The organism is Priestia taiwanensis (assembly GCF_014638355.1).
Taxonomy (GTDB): Bacteria; Bacillota; Bacilli; order Bacillales; family Bacillaceae_G; genus Priestia_D; species Priestia_D taiwanensis.
In genome coordinates this window covers 1,337,910-1,352,664 of sequence record NZ_BMFK01000001.1, presented here as the reverse complement: position 1 = coordinate 1,352,664, position 14,755 = coordinate 1,337,910, and the positions used below count along the sequence as shown (strand labels likewise).

At 38.2% G+C, this 14,755-nt stretch carries 12 protein-coding genes and 1 pseudogene; all 13 read left to right on the top strand.

Features of this window, described 5'->3' with window-relative positions; all coding sequences use genetic code 11:
* Positions 1-12: 12 nt before the first annotated feature.
* The 13 genes and pseudogenes from infB to dapA all read left to right on the top strand — a co-directional run bounded on the left by infB (position 13) and on the right by dapA (position 14,751).
* The gene (gene infB / locus IEV41_RS07000; protein ID WP_188387678.1) at positions 13-2,163 is read left to right on the top strand and encodes a translation initiation factor IF-2; all 2,151 of its coding nucleotides are present in this window, start codon (positions 13-15) and stop codon (positions 2,161-2,163) included.
* Positions 2,164-2,338: 175 nt separating this feature from the next.
* Positions 2,339-2,689 carry a 30S ribosome-binding factor RbfA gene (rbfA, locus tag IEV41_RS06995; RefSeq protein WP_188387677.1) on the top strand — a complete coding sequence of 117 codons (351 nt, stop codon included), beginning with the start codon at positions 2,339-2,341 and terminating at the stop codon, positions 2,687-2,689.
* Positions 2,690-2,780: 91 nt separating this feature from the next.
* Positions 2,781-3,704 carry a tRNA pseudouridine(55) synthase TruB gene (gene truB / locus IEV41_RS06990; protein WP_188388715.1) on the top strand — a complete coding sequence of 308 codons (924 nt, stop codon included), beginning with the start codon at positions 2,781-2,783 and terminating at the stop codon, positions 3,702-3,704.
* A gap of 76 nt (positions 3,705-3,780) precedes the next feature.
* Positions 3,781-4,753 (top strand): annotated as a pseudogene (gene ribF, locus IEV41_RS06985) (bifunctional riboflavin kinase/FAD synthetase).
* Between the two features lie 97 nt (positions 4,754-4,850).
* Positions 4,851-5,120: a 30S ribosomal protein S15 gene (rpsO, locus tag IEV41_RS06980; protein ID WP_188388714.1), complete on the top strand. Its 270-nt coding sequence runs from the start codon at positions 4,851-4,853 to the stop codon at positions 5,118-5,120.
* Between the two features lie 252 nt (positions 5,121-5,372).
* Positions 5,373-7,490, top strand: a complete 2,118-nt coding sequence (pnp, locus tag IEV41_RS06975; protein WP_188387675.1) for a polyribonucleotide nucleotidyltransferase — start codon at positions 5,373-5,375, stop codon at positions 7,488-7,490.
* 119 nt (positions 7,491-7,609) lie between these two features.
* On the top strand, positions 7,610-8,542 hold the full coding sequence (locus IEV41_RS06970) for a polysaccharide deacetylase family protein (RefSeq protein ID WP_373284202.1): 933 nt from the start codon (positions 7,610-7,612) through the stop codon (positions 8,540-8,542).
* Positions 8,543-8,626: 84 nt separating this feature from the next.
* Positions 8,627-9,865, top strand: a complete 1,239-nt coding sequence (locus tag IEV41_RS06965; RefSeq protein WP_188387674.1) for a M16 family metallopeptidase — start codon at positions 8,627-8,629, stop codon at positions 9,863-9,865.
* A 139-nt stretch (positions 9,866-10,004) separates the two neighbouring features.
* On the top strand, positions 10,005-10,898 hold the full coding sequence (dpaA, locus tag IEV41_RS06960) for a dipicolinic acid synthetase subunit A (RefSeq protein ID WP_188387673.1): 894 nt from the start codon (positions 10,005-10,007) through the stop codon (positions 10,896-10,898).
* The gene (locus IEV41_RS06955) at positions 10,898-11,494 is read left to right on the top strand and encodes a dipicolinate synthase subunit B (RefSeq protein WP_188388712.1); all 597 of its coding nucleotides are present in this window, start codon (positions 10,898-10,900) and stop codon (positions 11,492-11,494) included. The genes dpaA and IEV41_RS06955 overlap by 1 nt, the downstream gene beginning before the upstream one ends.
* Before the next feature lie 92 nt (positions 11,495-11,586).
* A complete protein-coding gene (gene asd, locus IEV41_RS06950; RefSeq protein ID WP_188387672.1) occupies positions 11,587-12,624 on the top strand; it encodes an aspartate-semialdehyde dehydrogenase in 1,038 nt (345 codons plus the stop codon).
* 25 nt (positions 12,625-12,649) lie between these two features.
* A complete protein-coding gene (gene dapG / locus IEV41_RS06945; RefSeq protein WP_188387671.1) occupies positions 12,650-13,873 on the top strand; it encodes an aspartate kinase in 1,224 nt (407 codons plus the stop codon).
* Positions 13,874-13,884: 11 nt separating this feature from the next.
* Complete coding sequence (gene dapA / locus IEV41_RS06940) at positions 13,885-14,751, top strand: 4-hydroxy-tetrahydrodipicolinate synthase (RefSeq protein ID WP_188387670.1); 867 nt, start codon at positions 13,885-13,887, stop codon at positions 14,749-14,751.
* The last annotated feature ends 4 nt before the right edge of the window (positions 14,752-14,755 follow it).

Sequence of the window (14,755 nt, the reverse complement as noted above, 5' to 3'; positions counted from 1 at the left end):
GGAGGTGAAGGTATGACAAAAATGCGAATATATGAATATGCAAAAAAGCAGAACTTGTCTAGCAAAGAAGTAATACTGAAACTGAAAGAGATGAATATTGATGTTACAAACCACATGACGACGATTGATACGGACGTTGTGACAAGGTTGAACGATTCGTTCAAACAACCAGTAACCAATGTTAATCTTTCGACACCGACACCTAAGACAGAACAACAAGATGTATTAAACGATCGTAATAAACAAGTACCTGTTCTTATCAAGGGGAAAAAGAACAGTAATAAAAAGAAAAAAAACGATAGCAAAAAACTAACAATCGAAGAATCTCACAGCAAGAATAGTTTGATGTCTACGAATAAGAAAGGCAAAAACCATATGAATAAAAAAAACAATAATCAAAACGAACAGTCGAATAAAATTGTGTATTCTGGATCATTAACAGTTGCAGAACTTGCAGCAAAGATGGGAAAAGAGCCATCGGAAATCATCAAGAAGTTATTCATGTTAGGTGTGATGGCTACAATTAACCAAGATTTAGACAAGGATTCAATTGAGTTAATCGCTGGTGACTATGGCATGGAAGTGGAAGAGGAAGTAGTCGTTGACGAGACAGATTTTGAAACGTTTATCGATAGTGAAGAAGACGCGGCAGACTTAGTAGAACGTCCTGCTGTTGTTACAATTATGGGTCACGTTGACCATGGTAAAACAACATTATTAGACTCTATCCGTAACTCAAAAGTAACAGCTGGAGAAGCTGGTGGTATTACACAGCATATCGGTGCATATCAAGTTGAAGTAAACGATAAGAAGATTACATTCTTAGATACACCAGGTCACGCAGCCTTCACAACAATGCGTGCACGTGGTGCGCAAGTAACAGATATTACAATTATTGTTGTTGCTGCTGATGACGGTGTAATGCCACAAACAGTAGAAGCAATTAACCATGCGAAAGCTGCGGAAGTACCAATTATTATCGCAGTTAACAAAATGGATAAGCCAACTGCAAATCCAGACCGTGTTATGCAAGAATTAACAGAATACGGTTTAGTTCCTGAAGATTGGGGCGGCGATACAATTTTCGTACCAATTTCAGCTTTAAGTGGTGATGGTATTGATTCATTACTTGAGATGATTCTTCTTGTAAGTGAAGTAGAAGAATATAAAGCAAATCCAAAACGTGCTGCATTAGGTACAGTAATTGAGGCAGAGCTTGATAAAGGAAAAGGTTCTGTTGCAACATTACTAGTTCAAAACGGTACACTACGCGTAGGTGACCCAATCGTAGTAGGTAATGCATTCGGCCGTGTACGTGCGATGGTTAACGATTTAGGTCGTCGTGTGAAAGAAGTAGGTCCATCTACTCCAGTTGAAATTACTGGTTTAAATGAAGTACCACAAGCTGGTGACCGCTTCATGGTATTCTCTGATGAGAAAAAAGCTCGTCAAGTAGGAGAAACGCGTGCGAAGAACCATCTTCTTGCACAACGTGGTGAAAAATCAAAACTTAGCCTTGAAGATTTATTCGAACAAATCAAACAAGGTGAAGTAAAAGAAATTAACGTAATCGTAAAAGCGGACGTTCAAGGTTCTGCAGAGGCACTTGTTGGCTCATTACAGAAGATTGAAGTAGAAGGTGTACGCGTTAAAATTATTCACACAGGCGTAGGTGCAATTACAGAATCTGATATAATTTTAGCTTCTGCTTCTAATGCTATCGTGATTGGTTTCAACGTACGTCCAGATGTTAACGCAAAACGTACAGCTGACGTAGAGAATGTAGATATTCGCTTACACCGTATCATCTACAAAGTAATGGAAGAAATTGAATCTGCGATGAAAGGTATGTTAGACCCAGAATTCGAAGAGAAAGTAATTGGTCAAGCAGAAGTTCGTCAAGTATTCAAAGTATCAAAAGTTGGTACAATTGCAGGTTCTTACGTAACAGACGGAAAAATTACTCGTGATAGCGGCGTTCGTGTTATCCGTGATGGTATCGTTATTTACGAAGGTAAAGTAGACGCACTTAAGCGTTTCAAAGACGATGCGAAAGAAGTTGCACAAGGTTATGAGTGTGGTATTACAGTTGAGAAATTCAACGACCTTAAAGAAGGCGATGTAATCGAAGCATTCGTAATGGAAGAAATCGAGCGTAAGTAATTAAGATATTCTTATAGAGATGAGAAAGACACATGGTAAGTAACGTGAACCATGTGTCTTATCATCAAAATTAAAAGAATTTCATAAAGTGGTACAAGTATTCAGTTACGTTCGTTCACTTTTGAAATAGAATAAATAGTAATAAAGATAGAATGGCTCTAGATGAGGTGACAGTATGAAAATACGTTCAAATCGAGTAGGCGAGCAAATGAAAAAAGAGCTTGGCGAAATCATTAGTCGTAAAATTAAAGATCCACGTATCGGATTCGTAACAGTAACGGATGTAGAAGTAAGTGGAGATTTACAAATTGCAAAAGTATTTATCTCGGTATTAGGTGACGAAGAGCAACGTCAAAATACGTTAAAAGGATTATCAAAGGCAAAAGGTTTCATTCGTTCTGAAATCGGCCAACGTATCCGTCTTCGTAAAACACCTGAGATTTTATTCGAATTTGATGAGTCTATCGATTACGGTAATCGAATCGATACGTTATTACATCAACTTAGAAGAGAGAATCAAGAATAAGAATAATGGATAGACGACTCCGTCTATCCATTTTTTTGAAGTATAGAGATACACATCTATAGGATGATAGAAAATAGAGGTGAAAGACATGATGGAGGGAATTGTACTTCTTCATAAACCAAAAGGATTAACTTCGCACGACTGTGTATTTAAGTTAAGGAAGTTATTAAGAGAAAAGAAAATCGGTCATACGGGAACGCTTGATCCAGACGTAACGGGTGTACTTCCAATTTGTGTAGGTAGAGCAACGAAACTTGTGGAATATTTAACAAGTGATACGAAGACGTATGAAGGAGAGGTAACACTCGGCTTTAGTACAACGACAGAAGATGCATCTGGAGAAGTTGTGGAGCAGAAGAGTGTCGAGCGTGTTATTAAACGAGAAGAAGTGTTACAAGTGCTTCAATCATTAACAGGGCAGTTGCAACAAACCCCCCCGATGTATTCTGCGGTAAAGGTAAACGGAAAGAAACTATATGAATACGCTCGCAAAGGAATAGAAGTAGAGCGACCAATTCGTACAATTACAATTGATACATTTGAGTTACTAGATGATCGTGAAACATTTGAAGGAGAAGAAATTTCATTCCGCTTCCGTGTTGCGTGTAGTAAAGGTACATATGTACGAACGCTAGCCGTAATGATTGGAGAAAGACTTGGTTATCCATCACACATGTCTGATTTAATTCGTACAGCATCTGGAAAATTTACGTTGGAGCAATGCTATACATTTGAACAATTAGAACAGTTTGTGGAAGAGGGAAATGTGCAGGAGGTCTTTATTTCTATTGATGAAGCACTTTCGATGTTCCCAAGATTTGAAGTAGACGGAGAGTTAGAACAAAAAATTCGAAACGGTGGTATAATTAAAGTACCGACAGAGCTCCTTTCGTCTGAACGAATAGCTATATATAATAACGAAGGACGTTGCCTAGCTATTTATCAAACATACGATAAGAATCCGTCGTTGTTTAAGCCAGAAAAAGTATTAGTAAACAATAATGAGTTAAAATAATTGAAAAACAAATCATATACGAGTATCGTAAAAGTGACGTTTCATTTTGTATTCTCTAACGAAAAGGTGAACACACGTGAAAACTATTTATTTAACACATCCACATACATTAAATAAAGATGAACTAGAGCCAACAGTAATGGCTTTAGGGTTTTTTGATGGTGTCCATTTAGGTCACCAACAAGTAATTAAAACAGCAAAAGAAACTGCAACGAAGCTTGGAATAAAAAGCGCGGTAATGACCTTTTATCCACATCCGTTAGTTGTGTTGAGAAAAGATAAGCAACAAGTGGAGTATCTTACGTCGATGAGAGATAAGGAAAGCTTAATAGAAGAACTGGGTATTGATACATTATACGTTGTAAAGTTTGATGAATTTTTTGCTGATTTACAGCCCCAACAATTTGTTGATGAGTATATCATTGGCTTACATGTGAAGCACGTAGTGGCTGGATTTGATTATTCATATGGACGTTTAGGGAAAGGTACAATGGAAACATTGCCATTCCATTCACGAGACCAATTCGACCAAACGGTTATTGGGAAAGTAGAATATGAAGATGAGAAGATTAGTTCGACTCGCCTACGTCAACTTGTTCAAGCAGGGAAGGTTGATAAAGTTCCGACGATATTAAGTAGGCATTATGCTGTGCGTGGTGTCGTTGTAGATGGCGATAAGCGTGGACGAACAATTGGCTTTCCTACGGCGAACGTCTTAGTAGAAGATGAATATTTGATGCCTCCACTTGGTGTATATGCAGTGAAGATTAAGATTCGCGATAAATGGTATGATGGAATGTGTAACATCGGATTTAAACCAACATTCCGTGATGACCTAAAGAAAGCAACAGTGGAAGTGAATGTCTTTGATTTCAATAACGATATTTATCATGAGCAAGTAATCGTGGAGTGGTATACTCGCATTCGTAGTGAAAAGAAATTTAATGGTATTCACGAGCTAATTGCCCAACTTCAAGAAGACAAACAACAAATTCAGACATATTTTCAGAACTCCCAAGAATGTACTTGCTTTTTCTCGTGAAAAGTAGTATTCTAAATAACGTACTTATGAACCATTGCGTGGCAAATCGAGTCACCGACGTTTGCTGGGCAAATGGGGATGAATTTAATTAGGAGGTGAATAGGATGGCATTAACAAAAGAACGTAAAAATGAAATTATTGCAGCTTACAGAACTCATGAGACTGATACTGGTTCTCCAGAGGTTCAAGTTGCTGTCCTAACTGAGGAAATCAATTCATTAAACGAACACTTACGTACTCATAAGAAAGATCACCACTCACGTCGTGGTCTTCTAAAGATGGTAGGTCGTCGTCGTAACTTATTAACTTACTTACGTAACAGCGATGTTACTCGTTACCGTGAGTTAATCCAAAAGCTTGGATTACGTCGATAATCTAGTAAAAAGCGGGAGCATTCCCGCTTTTTTATTAGGTAAAAAATATTTTCTTTCTAATGATGTTGATAGTAACGTATAATTAGGAGATAATAATAGTGGAATAATATTGATAAACGTATATCATTTATCTTTCATCAAAATGTATCCGTTATCGAATGTAAATAGAAAACGAATGCACATAACTAAAACATTATACGTTTAATATATAAATTACATAATGAAATTATTTAGAGAGGGGCACTTACAATAATGGCACAAGAAAAAGCTGTTTTCTCCATGGAATTAGCTGGTCGTCAATTAACAGTTGAAGTTGGTCAACTAGCAAAACAAGCAAACGGTGCAGCATTAGTTCGATATGGTGATACTGTTGTTTTAGCGACAGCAACTGCGTCAAAAGAACCAAAGAATGTAGGTTTTTTCCCACTTACTGTTAACTATGAAGAGCGTTTATATGCAGTAGGGAAAATTCCAGGAGGATTTATTAAACGTGAAGGACGTCCTAGTGAAAGAGCGATTCTAGCTAGTCGTCTTATCGATCGTCCAATCCGTCCATTATTTGCTGATGGATTCCGTAATGAAGTACAAGTAGTTAGTATGGTAATGAGTGTAGACCAAGATTGCTCATCAGAAATAGCTGCAATGTTCGGTTCTTCATTAGCATTATCTGTATCGGATATTCCGTTTGAAGGTCCAATTGCAGGTGTAATTGTTGGACGAGTAGATGGTGAATTCATCATCAACCCATCAGTAGAACAAGCAGAGTTAAGTGATATCGACTTAGTAGTTGCTGGAACGAAAGATGCAATTAACATGGTTGAAGCTGGTGCAAAAGAAGTACCTGAAGAAGTAATGTTAGAAGCTATCATGTTTGGTCATGATGCAATTAAGAAATTAATTGCTTTCCAAGAAGAGATTGTAGCAGCAGTTGGAAAAGAAAAGACAGAAGTTACATTATATGAAGTAGATGCAGAGCTTGAGAAAGAAGTTCGTGCATCTGCAGAGCAAGACTTATTAGCTGCAATTCAAGTGCATGAGAAGCATGCGCGTGAAGATGCAATTAATGAAGTAAAAGCACGTGTGAAGGCTTCTTACGAAGAGAAAGAAGTAGAAGCGGATGTATTAGGACAAGTTAGCGAAATCTTATCGAAAATCGTAAAAGAAGAAGTTCGCCGCTTAATTACAGAGGAAAAAGTACGTCCTGATGGCCGTAAAATTGACGAGATTCGTCCATTATCTTCTGAAGTAGGTATCTTACCTCGTACACACGGTTCAGGTTTATTCACTCGTGGACAAACACAAGCATTAAGCATTTGTACGTTAGGTGCATTAGGCGATGTACAAATCCTAGATGGCCTTGGTGTAGAAGAATCAAAACGATTCATGCATCATTACAACTTCCCTAACTTCAGTGTAGGGGAAACAAGACCGATGCGTGGCCCAGGTCGTCGTGAAATTGGTCACGGTGCACTAGGTGAGCGTGCGTTAGAAGTGGTTATGCCATCTGAGAAAGATTTCCCGTACACAGTACGTCTTGTATCAGAAGTATTAGAATCAAATGGTTCGTCTTCACAAGCAAGTATTTGTGCGTCAACACTTGCGATGATGGATGCAGGTGTACCTATCAAAGCACCAGTTGCTGGTATTGCAATGGGCTTAGTGAAATCAGGAGAGAACTACACAGTTCTATCTGATATTCAAGGTATGGAAGACCACTTAGGAGATATGGACTTTAAAGTAGCTGGTACAGAAAACGGAGTAACAGCACTTCAAATGGACATTAAGATTAGTGGCTTATCACGTGAGATTCTAGAAGAGGCACTTCAACAAGCGAAATTAGGCCGTATGCACATTTTACAGTCTATGTTAGCTACTCTTGATACGCCACGCACAGAGTTATCACAGTATGCTCCGAAAATCTTAACGATGGCAATTAATCCGGATAAGATTCGTGATGTAATTGGACCAAGTGGTAAACAAATTAATAAGATTATTGAAGAAACAGGTGTTAAGATTGACATCGAGCAAGATGGTACAATCTTCATCTCTTCTATTGACCATGAAATGAACAACAAAGCGAAACAAATCATTGAAGATATTGTTCGTGAAGTAGAAGTAGGCAAAATCTACTTAGGTAAAGTAAAACGTATTGAGAAGTTTGGTGCATTCGTTGAAATCTTTGCTGGCAAAGATGGCTTAGTTCATATTTCTGAATTAGCAGAAGAACGTGTTGCAAAAGTAGAAGACATTGTGAAGATTGGTGATGAAGTACTTGTAAAAGTAACAGAAGTCGATAAGCAAGGTCGTGTCAACTTATCTCGCAAAGCTGCACTGAAAGAACAAGACGCTGAGAAAACAGAACAAGAATAATACGAATAAAATGAAGGCTCTACTCTGAAACTAAGGGTAGAGCCTTTTTCTGTTGTTCTATGGAATATGTGAAACACATACTTTATATTTAGGGGGTCCTACTAATGAATGGACATACACTGCGTCTTAGAATAATTGGTTATACGGTCTTATTAATGCTACTGATACAAGGCGAATCCTCATTAGCGTACATGTCTACGATGAAAACAGACGATTCCACGAAATCAGCTGTACCACTTTATGAAGAAATAAAAAAACATGCTGCAACATATGAAATTCCCCCTGAAAATGCACGTATCGATAAAATTTGGAAAGCTGTTCCGGGTTATAACGGACAAACTGTCGATGTAGATGCAACGCATAAGAAAATGAAAGCAGGAGGAAAATTTGATCCTAAAAAGGTGGTAGTAAAACAAGTACCTCCGTCTGTTCATTTAAAAGACTTATCTCCAGCTCCAATTTTCAAGGGGAATGGCCAAAAGAAAATGGTTGCGTTTACAATTAATGTTGCATGGGGAAATGAATATTTACCGTCTATGTTAAAGACATTAAAAGAAAATAACGCGCATGCTACCTTTTTTTTAGAGGGACGATGGGTGAAGAAGTTTCCACATTTAGCAAAAATGATCGTGGAAGCAGGGCAGGAAGTAGGGAATCATTCGTATACACATCCGAATATGACTGCATTATCCTCTAGTCAGTTGCATGAGGAATTAACGAAAACAAATGATGTGATTAAAGCGATTACAAATAAAGATGTGAAATGGTTTGCGCCGCCTAGTGGAACACATAACGAGGAAGTAATTAAAAAAGTAAAGCAAATGGGCATGGAGACCATTATGTGGACGGCTGATACAATTGATTGGAAGAAACCGTCACGTGATGTATTAATTGAACGTGTAATGAAAAAAGTAGAGCCGGGTACAATTGTACTTATGCACCCGACTGAAGCGACAGACTCAGCTCTTAAGGAATTAATTCAGCAAATTAGAGAAAAAGGATATGACGTTGTGAACATCTCTACTTTATTAAATGAAGAAAGAGTGAATTAAGGCATGACACCGCTTCAGATAATTGTTAAGATAGGGAAGGGTTAGTTTATAAACAGAAGAAGTATGGTATAGGAGGAACCTTGTTTGATTAAAAAATATACATGTCAAAATGGCGTAAGAATTGTTTTAGAGAATATCCCAACGGTACGATCTGTAGCGATTGGTGTATGGATAAATACAGGTTCACGACATGAAAATGAACAAAATAACGGAATCTCACATTTCTTAGAGCATATGTTTTTCAAAGGAACGACAAATCGCAATGCGAAGGAAATTGCAGAATCATTCGATAGTATCGGCGGTCAAGTAAATGCCTTTACGTCAAAAGAATATACATGCTACTATGCGAAAGTGTTAGACGATCATGCATCATATGCATTAGAAGTATTAGCAGACATGTTCTTCAATTCAACATTTGATGAAGAAGAGTTAAAGAAAGAGAAAAATGTCGTGTTAGAAGAAATTAAAATGTACGAAGATACACCAGATGATATCGTCCATGATTTATTAACGAGAGCAACATACGGTAATCACCCACTAGGATATCCAATCTTAGGAACGGAAGAAACGTTAGAAACATTCAATGGTGATACGTTACGTACATATATGGATGAAAATTATACACCAGATAAAGTAGTTGTATCTGTTGCTGGTAATATTGATGAAGCATTTATTTCTCAAGTTGAGAAATATTTTGGGTCATATGAAGGAAAAGGAAGACAAGCAACGATTACAGCACCAAGTTTCCATGAAGAAGTATTAGTGCGCCAAAAAGAAACAGAACAAGCACACTTATGCTTAGGATATAAAGGACTTTCAGTTGGAGATAAGGACATTTATAGCTTAATTGTCTTAAATAATATCTTAGGTGGGAGCATGAGTAGTCGTCTTTTCCAAGAAGTGCGTGAGCAACGTGGTCTTGCATACTCAGTATTCTCGTATCATTCTTCATACGAAGATAACGGGATGTTAACAATTTATGGTGGGACAGGGAATACCCAGCTTAATACGTTGTATGAAACAATTCAAGAAACAGTACAAAAGTTAAAAGATACAGGTATTACGGCGAAAGAGTTAAACAATAGTCGTGAACAGCTAAAAGGAAGCTTAATGTTAAGTTTAGAAAGCACGAATAGTCGCATGAGCCGTAACGGAAAGAATGAGTTACTTTTAGGTACGCATCGTTCGCTTGATTCAATTGTTGAAAGCATTAATGGAGTAACGGAAGAGTCTGTACACCATTTAATTCACCGAATCTTTGGATCGAAGGGATCAGCTGCGTTAATTAGCCCGGACGGTAAGTTGCCAGCAGCGTTACAATAAGAGAACGACACAGCATTGCTACAATAGCGATGCTGTTTTTTTATTCACCGATTAGGCGCATGTGTCATATGATGTGGAGAAAAACCGAATAGGCAGGCACGTCTAATTATGATTTAGTATAGAAGAAGGTGAAGAAAGCTTGTTAACGAACATGCATATAGCCGTTATCGGAGGAGATGCAAGACAGCTGGAAGTTATTCGTAAGTTAATAGAATTAGATGCAAAAGTATCTCTCATTGGTTTTGATCAATTGGATCATGGTTTTGCTGGAGCAAATAAGGAGCAAGTTAGTGAAGGGTTATTTCAAGAATTAGATGCCATTATTTTACCGGTAGCAGGAACAAATCCAAAAGGGGAAGTAGATACGATCTTTTCAAATGAAAAAGTTATTTTAACGCAAGGATTAATAGAAAAAACACCAAAGCACGCAGTAGTTTATTCTGGTATTAGTAATGATTATTTGAATCAAATTACAGTGAATCGAAAGCTTGTCAAAATTTTAGAACGAGATGATGTTGCGATTTATAATTCGATTCCAACTGTAGAAGGTACCATTATGATGGTTATTCAACATACAGATTATACAATTCACGGTTCAACAGTAGCGGTTCTTGGATTAGGGAGAACAGGAATGAGCGTTGCAAGAGCATTTGCTGGTTTAGGTGCAAAAGTTCGAGTTGGAGCAAGACGATCTGAACATATTGCACGTATTAGTGAAATGGGATTAACGCCTTTTTATATGCACGAAATAGAAGAGGTCATGAAGGATGTAGATATTTGTATTAACACAATACCTCACCTTGTTGTCACAGCCAAAGTGATTTCACGAATGCCATCTCATGCACTTATTGTTGATCTAGCGTCGCGACCAGGAGGAACAGACTTCCGTTATGCAGAGAAAAGAGGAATTAAAGCAATACTAGCTCCAGGATTACCAGGGGTTGTTGCACCAAAGACCGCAGGAAAAATCCTCGCTGGGGTTTTGACACAGTTGTTAGGAGAAGAATGGAAAGCTAGAGAGGAGAAGGAATGATGTCGTTAAAAGGAAAGCGGATTGGCTTCGGATTTACAGGTTCTCATTGCACATATGAAGAAGTAATGCCGTACTTACAACAGTTAGTTGACGAAGGTGTGGAAGTACTACCAGTTGTGTCGCATACGGTGCAGTCGACAAATACACGATTTGGTGAAGGAGAAGAGTGGATTGCGAAAATGGAAGAAATCACGGGAAAGAAAGTGATTGATTCGATTGTAAAAGCAGAACCACTTGGACCGAAAATTCCATTAGATTGTATGGTTATTGCTCCTTTTACGGGGAACTCGATGAGCAAATTAGCAAATGCGATGACGGATTCACCGGTTTTAATGGCTGCGAAAGCGACATTGCGTAACTTAAAGCCAGTTGTACTAGGTATATCAACAAATGATGCACTTGGCTTGAATGGTGTGAATATTATGCAGTTAATGAGTACAAAGAATATTTATTTCATTCCATTTGGGCAAGATGCACCGCATGTTAAACCAAACTCGATGGTTGCGAGAATGGATTTGATTCGAGATACGATTGTGGCTGCAATTGAAGGAAAACAACTACAACCAGTTATCGTGGAAAAATATAAGTATCAGTAAAAATAATTAAATAAAAAAGATTCTACTAAGCTTCTTTCATATGATAAAATGGAGCAGAGTATAAAAAGGAGCATTTGAAAGGAGTTTGTACAATGAGTAAAGCTTATACGGTAGCCGTTGTCGGTGCAACAGGAGCGGTAGGACAACAAATGATGAAAACATTGGAAGATAGAGAGTTTCCTATTTCAAAGATTCTTCTATTATCTTCAAAACGCTCAGCTGGCAAAAAACTACTATTTAATGGTCAAGAAGTGGAAGTGCAAGAAGCAACTCCTGATAGTTTTGAAGGAGTGGATATTGCCTTATTTAGTGCAGGTGGTAGCATATCGAAAGAATTAGCATCCGAAGCAGTAAAGCGTGGTGCAATTGTCATCGATAATACAAGTGCCTTCCGTATGGATCCAACTGTTCCTTTAGTAGTACCAGAAGTAAACGAAGAAGATTTAAGAAACCATAATGGTATTATTGCGAATCCTAACTGTTCAACAATTCAGATGGTTGTTGCATTAGAACCACTTCGCAAAGCGTATGGCTTAAATAAAGTAATTGTTTCAACGTATCAAGCTGTTTCAGGAGCAGGAGCAGCAGCAATTAACGAATTAAAAACACAAGCGAAGGCAATGCTTGAAGGAGAAGAGGTAACATCAGAAATCTTACCAGTAGGTTCGTTAGATAAACATTACCCAATCGCCTTCAACGCAATCCCGCAGATTGATAAATTCGAAGAAAATGGTTTCACATTTGAAGAAATGAAAATGATTAATGAAACGAAGAAAATTATGCATCTTCCAGAATTAGAAGTAGCTGCAACATGTGTACGTCTACCAGTTGTATCAGGTCATTCGGAATCTGTATACATTGAGACAGACAAAGCACTAAAAGTGGAAGAAGTGAAAGCATTATTACGAGAGGCAGATGGTGTTGTTCTACAGGATAATCCAAGTGAACAACTTTATCCAATGCCACTTTATGCGGTAGGTAAATACGATACGTTTGTTGGACGTATTCGTAAAGATTTAAACAAAGACAACGGCTTACATTTATGGGTTGTGTCTGATAACTTATTAAAAGGTGCTGCATGGAATTCTGTACAAATTGCAGAGAGTTTAATAAAGTTACAATTAGTGTAAGATAGGCTAGCATTGAGGTGCAAAAATGAAAATTATTGTTCAAAAATTTGGTGGTACGTCTGTAAGAGACGACCGAGGTAGAAAGCATTCGTTAATGCATATTAAACATGCGTTAGAGGAAGGCTATAAAGTAGTTGTCGTTGTTTCTGCAATGGGAAGAAGTGGAGAGCCGTATGCGACAGATACGTTACTTAATTTAATTGAAGCGAAAGATACAGGTGTGTCAACGAGAGAACAAGATTTACTTTTATCTTGTGGAGAAATTATTTCTTCCATCGTGTTCTCTAATATGTTAAATAAAAATGGTGTGAAGGCAACAGCGATAAACGGGGCAGCAGCAGGATTCTGCACAAACGACGATTTCACGAATGCAAAGATTGTTGACATGAAATGCGATCGTTTACGTAGTATGCTAGAAGAACATGATGTTGTCGTAGTAGCAGGATTCCAAGGTCAAACGGAAGAAGGCGATATTACGACGTTAGGACGTGGTGGTAGTGATACGTCAGCTTCGGCATTAGGTGCTAGTTTGCAAGCGGATTATATTGATATTTTCACAGATGTAGAAGGTGTAATGACAGCGGATCCGCGCATTGTAGAAGATGCGCGCCCTCTAGATGTTGTGACATACAATGAAATTTGTAACATGGCATACTCAGGAGCAAAAGTTATTCACCCACGCGCAGTAGAAATTGCGATGCATGCGAAAGTACCGTTACGTGTTCGTTCGACATATTCTACATCGACTGGTACACTTGTAACTGTGAAAGGAAGCAATGAAATTCAAGAGCGAATTGTAACAGGTATTGCGCATGTTTCACACGTTACACAAATTAAAGTAATGGAAAAAGAAGGCGCATATGATCTGCAAGCGACGGTATTTAAAGCGATGGCAGCAGCGAATATCTCTGTTGATTTTATTAACATTTCACCAACAGGTGTTGCGTATACAGTGAATGGAGATGTAACAGAGCGAGCGGTTGCTATTCTTCGTGAGAAAGGATATGAGCCAATTGTAACGGAGCATTGTGCGAAAGTATCTATTGTAGGTGCTGGTATTGCTGGTGTTCCAGGAGTTACGTCCAAAATTGTAACAGCACTGTCTGAACAAGGGATTGGCATTCTACAATCAGCTGATAGTCATACTACTATTTGGGTATTAGTACGTGATGAAGATATGATCCAAGCGGTAAATGCACTTCACGGTGCGTTTGAATTATCAGGTGAAATGGCGAAGGATTTCGAATAGGAGTGTGTAAGATGATTGATTTTGGAAGTATTGCAACGGCAATGGTGACGCCTTTTGATAAGAAAGGGAACATTGACTTTGAGAAGACAACAACGTTAATAAATTATTTAATTGAGAATGGTACAACGTCTATCGTTGTAGCCGGTACAACAGGAGAATCGCCAACGTTAACGACAGAAGAAAAGGTAGCTCTTTTCCGTCATGTTGTAAAAGTCGTCGATAAACGTGTCCCAGTTATCGCTGGAACAGGAAGCAACGATACGAGATCATCGATTAGTTTAACGAAAAAAGCAGAAGCAGCTGGTGTAGATGCAGTGATGCTCGTTGTACCATATTACAATAAGCCAAACCAAGAAGGTATTTACCAACATTTCGCAACGATTGCGAGAGAAACGGCATTACCAGTGATGGTATATACGGTACCTGGTCGCACAGTAGCAGGTATGACAGTAGACACTGTGGTACGTTTATCAAAAATTGATAATATCGTAGCAATTAAAGATGCAAGTGGTGATCTTGTATCGATGACGAATATTATCGCCAATACAAGCGACGATTTTGCACTATATAGTGGAGATGACGGTATTACATTATCTGTTCTTGCGATTGGCGGAAGAGGAGTAGTATCTGTTGCTTCACATGTTATCGGAAACGAAATGCAAGACATGATGACGGCATTTAATGATGGTGACTTGAAAAAAGCTCAAACATTAAACGGGAAGTTAGTACCAATCATGACGGCTTTATTTATGGCACCAAGTCCAGCTCCTGTGAAAACAGCCCTTCAATTTAAAGGGCTAGATGTTGGATCAGTACGTTTGCCATTAGTACCATTAACAGAAAGTGAGCGTCTTCAGTTATCAGAAGTTCTCGCATAAATAG